Source organism: Roseburia porci (genome assembly GCF_009695765.1).
Lineage (GTDB): Bacteria > Bacillota > Clostridia > Lachnospirales > Lachnospiraceae > Roseburia > Roseburia porci.
The window spans coordinates 38,358-53,326 of record NZ_VUNI01000003.1 but is presented as its reverse complement, the minus strand read 5'-3'; the positions used below and the strand labels follow the sequence as shown (position 1 = coordinate 53,326).

Below are 14,969 nucleotides of genomic sequence, written 5' to 3'. Positions count from 1 at the left end.
CTTAAACACTTTCAAATTCTTCCACAATTTCCTTTGATGGCGGCGCTGTCAAAAGGCTTACGACTACTATAACAACAGCAGAACAGATGAAAGCAGGAAGTAATTCATATATACCCAGGATTCCGCCTATTGGGGCAATCAGGTATTTCCATATGAACACCATAACTCCACCGACAATCATTCCTGCTAAAGCGCCATTTCGGTTTGTACGTTTCCAGAAAAGGGAAAAGAGCATGATCGGTCCGAAGGTTGCACCAAAACCGGCCCACGCAAATGACACAATGCGAAATACGGAACTGTCCGGATTTCTTGCAAGGAAAACACCAATTACAGCAATCACAACAACTGTAAGTCTTGCCATAAGCATGGAAGCTTTCTTTGATAATTTAATTCCAAGACAATCGGTAATTAAGTTTTCTGAAACACAGGAAGCTGCTGCAAGAAGCTGTGAATCTGAAGTGGACATGGTACTTGCAAGGATTCCGGCAAGGATCAGTCCGGCAAGGACAATCGTAAGGAAACCATGGTTACTTAAAAGCATTGCAGTTCTTACGATCAGCGTTTCTGCCTGAGAAGATCCTTCCAATACTTCGATTGCTCCGGCTTTTGTCATTGCAGATCCGATAATTCCGATAAATATTGCTATAAACATGGATATTACAACCCATACCGAAGCTATTCTTCTGGAAGTTGTAAGCTTATTCTCATCCTCAATTCCCATAAAACGCAGTAAAATATGCGGCATACCAAAATAACCAAGGCCCCATGCAAGAGTAGAAGCAATGGTAAGTCCTTTATATGGAACCGCCGTATTGGATACAGCATCATGCGAAAACATCATGCTTAAATATCCATCCATGGAATTGGCATTTGCAATTACCGCATCCAGTCCTCCTGCTGCATAAATCCCATAAAATACTACAATGACAAGTGCAATCGTCATAATGATACTCTGGATCAGATCCGTCATACTAGCTGCCAGAAATCCTCCAAGTGTTGTATATAAAACGATAACAACCGCACTGATGATCATTGCAGGCAGATATGGTACATGGAAAAGAGTAGCAAATAATTTTCCGCACGCAGCAAACCCGGATGCTGTATATGGTACAAAAAAGATCACAATCATAATTGCAGCAATCGCAAGCAGCGCATGACTCTTATCACGATATCTGTTTGAGAAAAAGGCCGGAAGCGTGATGGAATTATTTGCTTTATGCGTATATCTGCGAAGTCTTTTTGCAACAATCAGCCAGTTTAAATAAGTACCAATTGCCAGTCCGATTGCTGTCCATCCGGCTTCTGCACACCCAGAAAGGTATGCAACTCCAGGGAGTCCCATCAAAAGCCAGCTGCTCATATCCGAAGCCTCAGCACTCATTGCTGTGACAATCGGCCCTAACTTTCGTCCTCCCAGATAAAAATCATTTACATCTTTGTTCCGTTTGGAATAGATGGCTCCAACTATGATCATAACAGCAAGGTATGCTGCCATGACAATAAGAAGTCCTATCGTTTTTCCTGTCATAACATAATCTCCTTTAAACATTTTCGTTCTATCCGTTTTGCATAAAAACGAATTTAAGCGAGTATAGCATGAATAAAGATAGACTTCAATACAGAACAAAGTATAGACTATTTTTTATAAAAATATATGCAAAGGCTGATATATACTGGATTTAATATATAGACTATTATATAAAACAGATTCAGAAATATTTTTATAATTATTCAATTATGGCATGTGTGCAGATACGATACATATAAATTGGCATCGCTGTAGCCGCATAGGATTTCAAAGAATATTCTCCGTTACAGATGCACCAGTCATAGAGGAGTGCGCGTTCCGCAATCGCATAGAGCTTTACCAGTTCATTGACCGACATATCATTTCGGAATTCTCCTTTTTCCTGTCCCTCCAGAATCAGTTTTCTTAAAAGCTTATAATAGTAACGGCTGCGATCTAGAAGCTGCTTTTCCCCTTTGGTACTCAGCTGCGTGGAAAGCAGTCTCGAAAGAAGATCCAGTGCAATGCTGTTTTCAATCATTGAAAACAATTCCTGATTTAAAAAGATTAGCTTATCGAAATAATGATCAAACTGTTCGAGTTTCGGCTCAAGCTCGATATACTTTTCATCAAACAAGTAGGAAAGCGATCCAAGGAGCGCATCCTTCCCTTCGAAATAGTGATAAAACGAACCTTTGGATGTTCCGGATTCGGTAATAATATCGTCAATCGTGGTATCGTCATATCCCTGCTCATAAAAAAGTTTCCATGCGGCAGTAATGATTTTTCCTTTTGTATTGCGTGGCTGCTTCTGATTCATAAATTTCCCTCATTTCTATAACTATGCTGATTATAACATGCTGTAATGTTTTTTGATAGCGATTCTCAACGCATGAGTTGAATGTTTTCGGGGGGTATGATAGAATGTCAGTTGACTTTTAGTAATAAGTTGGTGAATATATGAGCAAAAAAGAGACGCTTTGGGATATCGCAGTGATCGGAGGCGGTGCTTCCGGAATGATGGCAGCTATTACAGCTGCGCGAACAGGAAAAACAGTTGTTCTGATTGAACACAAAGATCAGCTTGGTAAAAAAATCCTTGCAACCGGAAACGGAAAATGTAATTTTACAAACAGCGAAATGACCCCCGAAGCATTTCGTGGAGATCAAAATTTATTTCATTCTATATATAAACAATTTGACCGGGATGAGACACTTTCCTTTTTTCATGGGATCGGAGTTCTTCCCAAATGCCGGAAAGGATATTATTATCCGGCTTCTGAACAGGCTTTATCGATTCAGAGGGCTCTGGAAATGGAACTTACCAATCTCGGTGTTACCGTAATGACCGGATGTGTTCCGAACCGCATCCAAAAAGCAGATTTTTTTAAGGGCTATCTGATTACAGGAGCCAAACTGGATATTCCGGCAAAAAAAATAATTATTGCAACCGGACTTCTGGCTTCTCCAAAATCAGGCAGTGATGGTTCTTTTATTCCGGTAATCGAAAATCTTGGACATCATTTCACACCGGTTGTTCCGGCTCTTTGTGGCTTTGAAGCTTCCGGTTACAGCCCAAAAACTGCTGCCGGAGTCCGTTTTGAAGGAACCGTATCTTTATTGATAGATCATGTACCGGTTGCATCTGACCATGGTGAAATACAATTCACAGAGTATGGGATATCCGGAATTCCGGTTTTTCAGATCAGCCATTATGCGTCTGTTGCCCTTTACGAAAAAAAACAGGTGGAAGCAGTCATCGATCTGTTTCCTTCGCTTTCCATGGAAGAACTTGCTCTCGAATTAAAAAACAGGTTCTATCGGCCATCCCGTTATCGAAGGAATTATATGCAGCTTTTCAACGGCCTGCTCAACCAGAAACTGACCGCCTGCATCTGTGATTATTGTGGTTTTATTCCAGAACAGAAACCAAAAGAAGAACAGTATCCGGATGTGATCGAGACATTAAAAGAAGCCATCAAAGGTTTCCGGATTACACTGACGAAACCAAGATCTTTTGAATATGCGCAGATTGCCTGTGGCGGAATCCGTTCAGAAGAGATTAAACCGGAAACTTTGGAATCCAGGCTTTTGCCCGGCATCTATTTTTGCGGCGAGCTTCTTGATGTGGATGGAATCTGTGGCGGCTATAATCTGCAATGGGCATGGTCTTCCGGATACGCTGCCGGACTTCATGCCGGCAGACAGATTGAAGAGGAGAAATCATGATTCGTATTAATCAGTTAAAACTTCCAGTCACGCATTCTACCGCAGATCTGGAACATAAGATCAAAAAAACGCTCCGGCTTTCAAGTCAGGAGAAATTCACATACCGTATTGTGCGTCGTTCCATCGATGCCAGAAAGAAACCGGATATTTATTACGTTTATGCCGTAAATGTAAACGTTTCAAAAGAAGAGCAGATCTTAAAAAAGATTCATACTCCTTCCGTTCTTTCCGTACGGGAAAAGAATTATCAGTACCCGGTATCCGGAGATACTCCGCTTTTACAGAGACCACTGATTATCGGTGCCGGTCCTGCCGGTCTTTTCTGTGCTTATCTTCTTACGGAAATGGGCTATGAACCACTGGTAATCGAACGGGGCAAAAAGATAGAAGATCGTATGGAAGATGTAGAGAATTTCTGGAAAACAGGCGTTTTAGATCCGCAAAGCAATGTACAGTTTGGAGAAGGCGGTGCAGGTACTTTTTCTGACGGTAAATTAAACTCTGCAGTCAAAGATCCATCGGGACGCAATCAGTTTGTTCTGGAAACTTTCGTCAAATTTGGTGCTCCGGAACAGATTTTGTATGATAATAAACCACACATCGGAACGGACATACTCTCCAAGGTGATCGTGCGTATGCGAAAATACCTGGAAGAGAAGGGATGTCAGTTCTTTTTTGAATGCTGTGCAAAAGACTTCATAATTGAGAATGGAGGCATCCGTCAGATTGTGTGCGACAAGAAAACATTTGATGTGCAGACGGTTGTACTGGCACTTGGACACAGTTCCCGTGATACCTTTGAGAAACTATATGCCAGACATATTTCCATGGAAGTCAAAAACTTTGCAGTGGGATTCCGCGTGGAACACCCACAGAGTATGATCGACCGTGCAATGTATGGAGCCGATCATTTTCAGGGACTTCCGGCTTCTCCATACAAAGTAACCTCTAATTTTCCAAATGGAAGAGGGGTCTATTCATTTTGTATGTGTCCGGGAGGATATGTTGTAAATTCATCCTCGGAAAAAGAAGAGACAGTTGTAAACGGCATGAGTTATTCCGGACGAAACGGTCAGAATGCCAACAGTGCGATTATCGTCTCTGTTACCCCTGCTGATTTCGGTGCTTCAGACCCATTAGCTGGTATGCGTTATCAGCGTAAACTGGAACATGCGGTATATAAACTTGCTGACGGAAAGATTCCGCAGCAGATGTTTGGAGATTATTGTAACAATGTGGAATCCCGTCAATATGGAGATTTTCTTTCTTCCACAAAGGGAGCCGCACAGCTTTCCAATCTGCGTGGGCTGCTTTCTTCCGATATGGAGCAAAGTTTTATTGCCGGAATGCAGCATTTTTCTCATATCATACCAGGTTTTGACCGTGCAGATGCCATCCTTTCTGGCATGGAAACAAGGACTTCTTCTCCGGTGCGAATCAATCGTGAAAAGAACCTGGAAAGTGAAATACACGGCCTTTATCCGTGTGGAGAAGGCGCCGGATATGCAGGCGGGATTATGTCCGCAGCAATGGATGGACTGAAAGTTGCGGAAGCAATCATTCAAAAATATACGAACAAACGACAGATAGAGAGGAATAAATAAAGTGCTTGAAGAAGTAACACCAATGATGCAGCATTATCTGAAAACGAAAGAGGAGTACAAGGATTGTATTCTTTTTTACCGCCTTGGCGATTTCTATGAGATGTTTTTCGATGATGCGAAGATCGTTTCCAAGGAATTAGAACTTACCCTGACTGGAAAAAGCTGTGGCCTGAAGGAGCGCGCCCCGATGTGTGGCGTTCCGTTTCATGCGGCCGACAGCTATATCAACCGGCTTGTTTCAAATGGACATAAAGTAGCAATCTGCGAACAGGTAGAAGATCCGAAGCTTGCAAAAGGAATTGTAAAAAGAGAAGTAATTCGTGTGGTAACACCGGGAACCAATATCGATATGCAGTCTTTGGATGAAACGAAAAATAATTTCATCATGTGTATTGTATATCTTGAAGACCGTTACGGAATTGCTACATGCGATGTTACTACTGGCGAATATAATGTTACAGAAGTGGATTCTGAGCGAAAACTTTTAGATGAACTGAATCGATTTGTACCATCAGAAGTGATCTGTAACAACGCCTTTTATATGAGTGGTATTGATGTAGATGACATGAGAAACCGGCTTCATATTACCGTTTCCTCCCTGGAATCCTGGTATTTTGGAGATGATCTTGCAAAAGAGACTCTGCTTTCACATTTTCATGTCAAACAGCTGCAGGGGCTTGGACTGGAAGATTACGAGTGCGGTGTGATCGCTGCAGGGGCGCTTTTAAAATATCTGTATGAGACACAGAAAAATTCCCTGGATCATATCCTCGAGATTCATCCATATTCCATTGGAAAATATATGATTATCGACAGTTCTTCGCGAAGAAACTTAGAACTGGTCGAAACGCTTCGCGAAAAGCAAAAAAGAGGCTCTCTTCTGTGGGTTCTGGACAAAACGAAAACTGCTATGGGAGCCCGACTCCTTCGTTCCTGTGTGGAACAGCCTCTGATCGATAAATCCGAGATTCTGAAACGACAGGATTTTATTACCAATATCAATAAACATGTGATCACACGTGAAGAATTACGCGAATATTTAAATCCGATCTACGATCTGGAACGACTGATCACAAGGATTACTTATCAGACAGCCAATCCAAGAGATCTGATTGCTTTTCGCAATTCACTTTCCATGCTTCCATCCATAAGAACGCTGCTGGATGATATTGATGGAGATATGGCAGCAGAAATCCGGGATGAATTTGACTGTCTGACAGATATCTATCAGCTTGTGGAGTCTTCCATCATGGAAGAACCACCGATTTCCGTCCGTGATGGAGACATCATTAAAGATGGGTATAACGAAGAAGTGGATAAGCTCCGCAAAGCCAAAACAGAGGGAAAAACATGGCTTGCAGAGCTTGAAGCACGTGAAAAAGAGAAGACCGGAATCAAAAATCTCCGAATCAAATACAACAAAGTTTTCGGATATTATCTTGAAGTTACCAATTCATTCAAAGATCTTGTCCCGGATTACTATACAAGAAAACAGACTCTGACCAATGCGGAACGCTATATCACTCCGGAACTGAAGGAACTGGAAGATATGATCCTTGGTTCAGAAGATAAACTTGTTTCTCTGGAATATGATTTGTTCCGTGAGGTACGTGACCAGATTGCTTCCAATGTTGCAAGAATCCAGAAAACTGCCAAAGCAATCGCAAAGATTGATGCTTTCGTTTCACTTGCCGTTGTTGCCGAGCAGAATAATTACTGCAGACCAAAGATAAACGAGAATGGAATCATTGATATCAAAGGCGGACGTCATCCGGTTGTGGAAAAAATGATCACAAACGACATGTTTATCGATAATGATACCTATCTGGATAATAAAAACGACCGTATCTCGATCATTACAGGTCCAAACATGGCTGGAAAATCCACCTATATGAGACAGACCGCACTGATCGTTCTGCTTGCACAGATCGGAAGCTATGTACCTGCTGCATCTGCGAATATTGGAATTGTTGACCGGATTTTCACAAGAGTCGGTGCCTCCGATGATCTTGCTTCCGGCCAGAGTACCTTTATGGTAGAAATGAACGAAGTCGCAAATATATTAAGAAATGCGACCTCTAATTCACTTCTGATTCTTGATGAAATCGGTCGTGGAACAAGTACCTTTGACGGTCTGAGTATCGCATGGGCGGTTGTAGAGCATATCAGCAATCCAAAACTTCTCGGAGCCAAAACACTGTTTGCTACACATTATCATGAGCTTACGGAACTGGAGGGCAAACTGAGCAATGTACATAATTATTGCATTGCAGTCAAAGAAAAAGGCGATGATATCGTATTCTTACGCAAAATCGTAAAAGGCGGAGCTGATAAGAGTTATGGTATCCAGGTTGCCAAACTGGCTGGTGTTCCAGACTCCGTTATAGAACGCGCAAAAGAGATCGTAGAAGAACTTTCCGCCAATGACATTACAACCATTGTGCGTAATATTACGGTTGACAATGCACCAAAGAAGAAAAAGGAAAAAGAGCATCTCGATGAGGTTGATCTGACGCAGATGTCATTATTTGACACCATATCCGATGACGATATTATCGAAGAATTACGAAACGTTGATATCGGTAATCTTACACCTCTTGAGGCATTAAACAAACTGTACGAATTACAGAATAAAGTGAAAAACCGCTGGTAAACTTGGTAAGAAGGAGGAACTATGCCACAGATTACACTTCTAAGTCAGGATACAATTGATAAAATTGCTGCAGGCGAGGTTATTGAACGGCCTTGTTCTGTTGTAAAAGAGCTGGTTGAAAATGCAATTGACGCCGGAGCGACAGCAATCACTGTTGAAATTAAAGAAGGCGGGATCTCATTTATCCGTATTACGGATAATGGCTGCGGAATTGAACATTCCCAGGTTCCAATCGCGTTCCTTCGCCATTCGACAAGCAAGATCAAAAAAGTAGAAGATCTTCTCTGCGTGAAATCATTAGGCTTCCGTGGCGAGGCACTTTCCAGTATTGCAGCGATTTCACGTGTCGAACTGATCACCAAAACAGACAGCGAACTGACCGGAACAAGATATCTGATCGAGGGTTCCAAAGAAGTTGCGAACGAAGAGGTCGGTGCTCCGGACGGAACCACGTTTCTTGTAAAAGATCTGTTTTACAATACTCCGGCGAGAAGAAAATTCTTAAAAACTCCAAAAACAGAGGGAAATTACATCAGTGATATGCTCGAACGGCTTGCACTTTCGCATCCGGACATATCTTTTAAATATATCAATAACAACCAGACAAAACTGCACACATCCGGAAATGGTAATGTAAAAGATCTGATCTATCACATCTACGGACGTGATATTACAGCAGCATTACTTCCGGTTTCTTATAAAGGAGAATTTTTCCACCTGACCGGCTTTATTGGAAAACCGATCGTCACACGTGGAAATCGTAATTATGAAAATTATTTTATCAATGGCCGGTATATCAAAAGTTCTCTGATTGCGAAATCCATTGAGGAAGCCTATAAGAATTTTATGATGTTACATCAGTATCCTTTCTGTGTTCTCTATTTTGAATTTCCAGGAGAATTGTTAGATGTCAATGTCCATCCAACCAAAATGGAACTTCGGTTTGGACATAACCAGGAAGTCTACAAAGAATTATATGAGACTTTATTTTCTGTACTTTCCGGACGTGAGATGATTCCACAGGTACCGGTTGACGAAGAACAGCCTGTCAAGAAAGAAGAACCGCACATTTATAAAGCTCCAATTCCAGAACCATTTGAAACAAGACGGCGAAACGAACAACAGTCCGTTTCCACTCCGGTTATTCCTGCAGCTGCTGCGGTACGTGAAACGACTTCTTTCCAGAAAATTGAGTCACCAGCAAGAGCGAAACGGGATATTCAGGTTCCAGTTCTTTCCGCACATGCAAAAACACCTCCTGAGCAGAAAGAATCTGCTCCTTCTGTTGAACAGAAAATACCGGATACGCGTAATCCTGAACCAATTACCCCGAAAAAGAAAGAGACCGATTACCAGGAGATCACACTTGGAGATATCAGTAAGGAATTTTTATCTGAGGAATCCCGTAAAAAGCACCGGATCATCGGACAGTTATTTAAAACCTACTGGCTGATTGAGTTTGAAGATAAACTTTTTATCATTGATCAGCATGCCGCACACGAAAAGGTCTTATACGAAAGGACTATGGCATCTTTAAAAAAGAAAGAGTATACTTCACAGACAGTAAGTCCGCCGATTATCTTAAGTCTTGATGCGAAGGAATCCGAAATGCTTGAGAAATTCCGCCCTCAGATTGAACAGCTTGGATATGTGGTAGAGCCTTTTGGCGGAAAAGAATATATGATAAGGGGAATCCCGGGAAATCTTTTCCATATGGATATGAAAGATCTTTTCATTGAAATGCTGGATGATTTCTCCAATCTTACCGGCAAAGAAACACCGGAACTTATTCTGGAAAAAGTCGCTACAATGTCGTGTAAGGCAGCTGTTAAAGGAAACACAACACTCAGCCTTCCTGAGATTGAAGCTTTGATCGATGAACTTCTGACCCTGGACACCCCATACAATTGTCCACATGGAAGACCAACAATCATTTCCATGTCAAAGTATGATATTGAAAAGAAATTTAAGAGGATTGTATAATGGAACAGACCAAAAAACCGATGATCATTCTGACCGGTCCGACTGCGGTTGGCAAAACAGATCTTTCCATCCAGCTTGCAAAACGGGTTGGCGGGGCCGTGATCTCTGCGGATTCCATGCAGGTATATCAATATATGGATATCGGATCTGCCAAGATCACACCGGAAGAAATGCAGGGGGTAAAGCATTATCTGATCGATGATCTTTTGCCTACGGAAGAATTTAATATTGTAAAGTTCCAGGAAATGGCAAAAAATGCCCTGGAGGAAATTTATGCGGATGGTCTGATCCCGATCGTGACCGGAGGAACCGGCTTTTATATCCAGGCACTTTTATACGATATCAATTTTACAGCGGAAAACGGAGATCCGGCATATCGCAGATCACTGGAACAATTTGCAGAAATAAATGGAAATCATGCATTGCATGAAAAGTTAAAAGAGATCGATCCGGTATCTTACGAATCCATTCACGAAAATAACGTAAAACGGGTCATCCGTGCTCTGGAATTCTATCATCTTTCCGGCGTACCGATCTCATCCCATAATGAAGAAGAACGGAAACGTTCCTCCCCATATAATTTTGCATATTTCGTCCTTACTGACGACCGCTCCCATCTTTATGACCGCATCGATAAACGTGTCGATCTCATGATACAGGCGGGACTTGTAGAAGAAGTTACACGCTTAAAAGAGATGGGATGTAAAAAAGAAATGGTGTCCATGCAGGGACTTGGATATAAAGAAATATTTGATTATCTTGAAGGAAAAACAACATTAGAGGAAGCCATATATATCATCAAACGCGAAACACGTCATTTTGCGAAACGCCAGCTTACATGGTTTCGCAGGGAACGCGACGTTGTGTGGTTTGATAAATCAAAATACCACTACGATGACCGGCTTCTGCTCAATGATATGCTGCAATATTTACAAAACAAAGGAGTAACAAATGAATCAGTTTTTAGAGAACCAGTACACTAAGCTTGGAATTTCAAAAGAAGTTCTTGCTTTTGGAGCAAAAATAGAAGAGGAATTAAAAGATCGTTTTGCAATGATTGATGCCCGCGCAGAAGTCAATCAGCTGAAAGTAATCGAGGCAATGCAGAAAAATAAAGTAAGCGCAGAATGTTTTAATATTTCAAGTGGATATGGATATAATGATTTAGGAAGAGACACACTTGAAAAAGTATATGCGGACTGTTTTAAAGGAGAAGATGCACTGGTACGCCCGCAGATTACCTGTGGAACACATGCACTTGCACTGGCGCTGATGTCGAACCTGCGCCCTGGAGATGAACTTCTTTCTCCGGTTGGCAAACCGTATGACACACTTGAAGAAGTCATTGGTATCCGTCCATCCAAAGGTTCACTTGCAGAGTATCAGATCAGCTATGCCCAGGTTGATCTTTTAGAAGACGGTTCTTTCGATTATGAAGGAATTAAAAAAGCCATTAATGAAAAGACTCGTCTTGTAACGATCCAGCGTTCCAAAGGATATGCAACAAGACCAACACTTTCCGTTGAACGGATTGGTGAGCTGATCCGTTTTATCAAAGGAATCAAACCGGATGTCATCTGCATGGTTGACAATTGCTACGGAGAATTCGTAGAGGAACGTGAACCGCTTGAAGTCGGTGCGGATATGATTGTGGGCTCCCTGATCAAAAATCCAGGCGGCGGACTTGCTCCGATTGGCGGCTACATCGTCGGCAAAAAAGAATGTGTGGAAAATGCAGCATATCGTCTGACTTCACCGGGACTTGGAAAAGAAGTTGGAGCTTCCCTTGGTGTAATCCAGTCTTTCTATCAGGGACTTTTCCTTGCACCAACTGTTGTAAGCGGTGCGTTAAAAGGTGCTATTTTTGCAGCTAACATCTATGAAAAGCTTGGCTATAAAGTAGTTCCGGATTCCACAGAAAGCCGTCATGATATTATCCAGGCAATTGAGTTAAACAGTCCGGAAGCATTGTGTGCATTCTGTGAGGGAATCCAGGCAGCAGCACCGGTTGACAGTTACGTCACCCCGGAACCGTGGGCTATGCCTGGTTATGACAGCGACGTCATTATGGCAGCAGGTGCATTTGTACAGGGATCTTCCATTGAACTCAGTGCAGACGGTCCTTTAAAACCGCCATATGCCGTTTATTTCCAGGGTGGTCTGACATGGTATCATGCAAAACTTGGAATTCTCATGTCTTTACAAAAACTTTATGAACATCAACTTGTGAAGATAGATTAAGTGTGATAGAATTAAATGAAATTTCTGAGTCGCAGTGCGGCTCTTTCTGATATGATGGTTTACAGATACCTGGGAGAGTAGAAAGGCATTTATGACCAATCATATGAATATGAAAAATCTGCCGGAATCGGAAAGACCCTACGAGAAATTTATACATTCCGGGCCTTCCAGTCTGACAGATGCTGAACTTGTTGCAGTTATCATCAAAAGTGGAACCTCTGGCAGGACAGCAATGGAAGTTGCAAGAGATCTGCTCACCTACAGACATCAGAATCTTTTGAATCTGTATGAATATTCCTTTGATGAACTATGTAGTTTTAAAGGAATCGGCAGAGTGAAAGCAATCCAGCTGAAATGCATTGCAGAGTTATCGGTCCGGATTGCCCGGACGCAAAGAGGTTACCATATCCAGATGAGTACGCCGGCAACGGTTGCCGAATACTACATGGAGCAGATGCGTCACCGGAAGGAAGAAGCTCTCTGGGCGGCATTTTTTGATGCCAAATGTAATTTCCTCGGAGACAGTGAAATCTCGGTCGGAAGTGTAAATTATGCTTATGTTTCTCCGAGAGATGTCTTTCGGAAAGCACTCGAATGCAATGCAGTATTCCTGATACTTTTACACAATCATCCGAGCGGAGATCCGACTCCAAGTGAGGATGACAGACATGTGACACGTCGTATCATCTCATGCGGCGAATTGCTTGGTGTAGAACTGGCAGACCATATTATCATAGGTGACAATTGCTATTTCAGCTTTAAACAAGAACATATCATATAACTTATGAAAAGGGAGAACGTACGATGAATAATAATGTCTATGGCATTGACCTTGGAACCTGTAATTTTAAAATATTTTGTAAATCTACAGGAAAAATATTAAAAGAGAAGAACACAATCGCGATCATAAATAAGAATCAGATCTATGCATACGGCGATGCCGCATATGCAATGTATGAAAAAGCACCTGAATCGATCAATGTATCTTTCCCTGTTGTAACTGGAGTGATCGCTGATTTCAATTTCCTTCAGACAATGATCTTTGATTATCTGGAGTCTCATATGAAAGGAAAAGTAAAAGGTGCAGAATTCATTGTAGCTGTTCCAACCGATATTACAGATGTAGAAAAACGTGCTTTCTTTGAGCTTTTTTATAAGAGCAAAGTCAAACCAAAGAGTGTACTTTTATGTGAGAAGCCAATCGCTGATGCAGTAGGATTAGGACTGGATGTAAACGAGCCTACCGGTGTCATGATCGTTGATATGGGTGCTGACACGACAGAGATTTCTGTCATTTCACTTGGCGGACTTGTTCTGAGTGATCTGATGCATTTTGGCGGTAATCGTCTGGATGAATCAATCATAAGCTATATCCGCAAGGAATATAATCTTGTGATCGGTCAGAAAACTGCAAAAGCATTGAAAGAGAATCTTGGTTCCGGACTTCCTGGCCGTACAGAAAGCATGGTAATCGTGGGAAGAGATGTCGTAAGCGGACTCCCAATCGAAATGGAAGTGACTGCCGAAGTAGTATACGAAGCAACAAAAGCGAACCTGGAATCCATCTGCAATTCCATTAAGATGATCCTTGAGAAAACTCCACCAGAACTTGCAAAAGATATTATCCATTCTGGTATTTACATTACCGGCGGTGGATCACAGATCAACCATCTAGATCAGTTATTTGAACAGATTACCAATATTAAAGTGAATACCTGTGATGATCCGGAGGAGAGCGCAGTACGTGGTCTTGTAAAAATCGTATCCGATTCCAAATACAAACGTCTGCCATTCAGCATGAAGAACAGCAGTTTAAAATAAGAGGGTCTCATGAAGAAATATCGAAATAAAAAGAAGCGCTTATCAACTAAATATATGCTTTTGATCATGACTATTGTCTGCATTACCCTGATCTTTACAAGCTTAACCTTAAATATATCAGGCGGTCCGTTAAACACGGTCGCCGGATATATTTTTGTTCCGATGCAGAAAGGAATCAATACTGCAGGACAATGGATTTCAGATAAAACCAATGATTTTAAAACGCTTGCACAGGTTCAGGAAGAGAATCAGAAATTAAAGGAACAAAATGATGAACTGACTTCTCAGTTGAACACGATCAAATTAGAGAAATACGACCTGGATAATTTAAGAGAGCTTCTGGATCTGGACGAAAAATACCCAAGTTATCAAAAAGTAGCAGCCAGTGTAATTGCTAAAGACACCGGAAACTGGTTTTCCGTTTTTACCATTGATAAAGGTTCAAAAGACGGATTGAAAAAGGGTATGAACATTATGGCAGGAAGTGGTCTTGTCGGTATCATTACCGATGTTGGACCAAACTATGCCAAAGTACGCTCGATTATTGATGACTCTGCAAACGTCAGTGCAATGGTAACGACAACCGAAGATAACATGAATGTAAGCGGTAACCTTCAGACCATGAATTCCGATCAGGCAATTACTTTCTCTGAGCTTCGGGATTCCGAAGATAAGGTTCAGATTGGTGATCCTGTCGTTACTTCTTATGTTTCCGATCAGTATCAGCAGGGAATTTTAATTGGATATATTGCAAGTATTGAATCCGATTCCAACAAACTGACCAAATCCGGTACGATTACACCGGTTGTCGATTTTGAACATATGGAAAATGTTCTTGTGATTCTTGACACGAAAGAAACCGGAGATTCGACACAGACAGAGTCTTCCGGAGATTCTTCCACTCAGACAACAGAACAGTAATATTGAGGTG

Annotated in this window: 11 protein-coding genes; 9 read left to right on the top strand and 2 right to left on the bottom strand. The window is 41.7% G+C overall.

Going from position 1 to position 14,969, the window contains the following annotated elements; genetic code table 11:
- Position 1: 1 nt before the first annotated feature.
- Together FYJ75_RS02835 and FYJ75_RS02830 are read right to left on the bottom strand one after the other, a co-directional pair.
- Complete coding sequence (locus tag FYJ75_RS02835; protein ID WP_154428656.1) at positions 2-1,528, bottom strand: sodium/proline symporter; 1,527 nt, start codon at positions 1,526-1,528, stop codon at positions 2-4.
- Positions 1,529-1,727: 199 nt separating this feature from the next.
- Positions 1,728-2,327 (bottom strand): TetR/AcrR family transcriptional regulator, encoded by a 600-nt coding sequence (locus tag FYJ75_RS02830; RefSeq protein WP_154428655.1) that lies wholly within the window; start codon positions 2,325-2,327, stop codon positions 1,728-1,730.
- Between the two features lie 140 nt (positions 2,328-2,467).
- On the opposite strand from FYJ75_RS02830, the gene FYJ75_RS02825 reads away from it, so the two are divergent.
- From FYJ75_RS02825 to mreC, 9 genes are all read left to right on the top strand, one after another.
- Complete coding sequence (locus FYJ75_RS02825) at positions 2,468-3,736, top strand: BaiN/RdsA family NAD(P)/FAD-dependent oxidoreductase (protein WP_154428653.1); 1,269 nt, start codon at positions 2,468-2,470, stop codon at positions 3,734-3,736.
- Complete coding sequence (locus FYJ75_RS02820) at positions 3,733-5,340, top strand: NAD(P)/FAD-dependent oxidoreductase (protein WP_154428651.1); 1,608 nt, start codon at positions 3,733-3,735, stop codon at positions 5,338-5,340. The genes FYJ75_RS02825 and FYJ75_RS02820 overlap by 4 nt, the downstream gene beginning before the upstream one ends.
- A 22-nt stretch (positions 5,341-5,362) precedes the next feature.
- Positions 5,363-7,993, top strand: coding sequence for a DNA mismatch repair protein MutS (gene mutS, locus FYJ75_RS02815; RefSeq protein WP_154428884.1), 2,631 nt, complete (start codon positions 5,363-5,365; stop codon positions 7,991-7,993).
- A 21-nt stretch (positions 7,994-8,014) separates the two neighbouring features.
- Complete coding sequence (gene mutL, locus FYJ75_RS02810; protein ID WP_154428649.1) at positions 8,015-9,976, top strand: DNA mismatch repair endonuclease MutL; 1,962 nt, start codon at positions 8,015-8,017, stop codon at positions 9,974-9,976.
- Positions 9,976-10,959: a tRNA (adenosine(37)-N6)-dimethylallyltransferase MiaA gene (gene miaA / locus FYJ75_RS02805; protein WP_154428647.1), complete on the top strand. Its 984-nt coding sequence runs from the start codon at positions 9,976-9,978 to the stop codon at positions 10,957-10,959. Before mutL ends, miaA begins: the two co-directional genes overlap by 1 nt.
- Positions 10,928-12,217: a methionine gamma-lyase family protein gene (locus tag FYJ75_RS02800; protein WP_154428645.1), complete on the top strand. Its 1,290-nt coding sequence runs from the start codon at positions 10,928-10,930 to the stop codon at positions 12,215-12,217. The genes miaA and FYJ75_RS02800 overlap by 32 nt, the downstream gene beginning before the upstream one ends.
- 91 nt (positions 12,218-12,308) lie before the next feature.
- On the top strand, positions 12,309-12,998 hold the full coding sequence (gene radC, locus FYJ75_RS02795; RefSeq protein WP_154428643.1) for a RadC family protein: 690 nt from the start codon (positions 12,309-12,311) through the stop codon (positions 12,996-12,998).
- 23 nt (positions 12,999-13,021) lie between these two features.
- Complete coding sequence (locus FYJ75_RS02790) at positions 13,022-14,038, top strand: rod shape-determining protein (protein ID WP_154428641.1); 1,017 nt, start codon at positions 13,022-13,024, stop codon at positions 14,036-14,038.
- A 9-nt stretch (positions 14,039-14,047) separates the two neighbouring features.
- Positions 14,048-14,959: a rod shape-determining protein MreC gene (gene mreC / locus FYJ75_RS02785; RefSeq protein WP_154428639.1), complete on the top strand. Its 912-nt coding sequence runs from the start codon at positions 14,048-14,050 to the stop codon at positions 14,957-14,959.
- Positions 14,960-14,969: the final 10 nt, after the last annotated feature.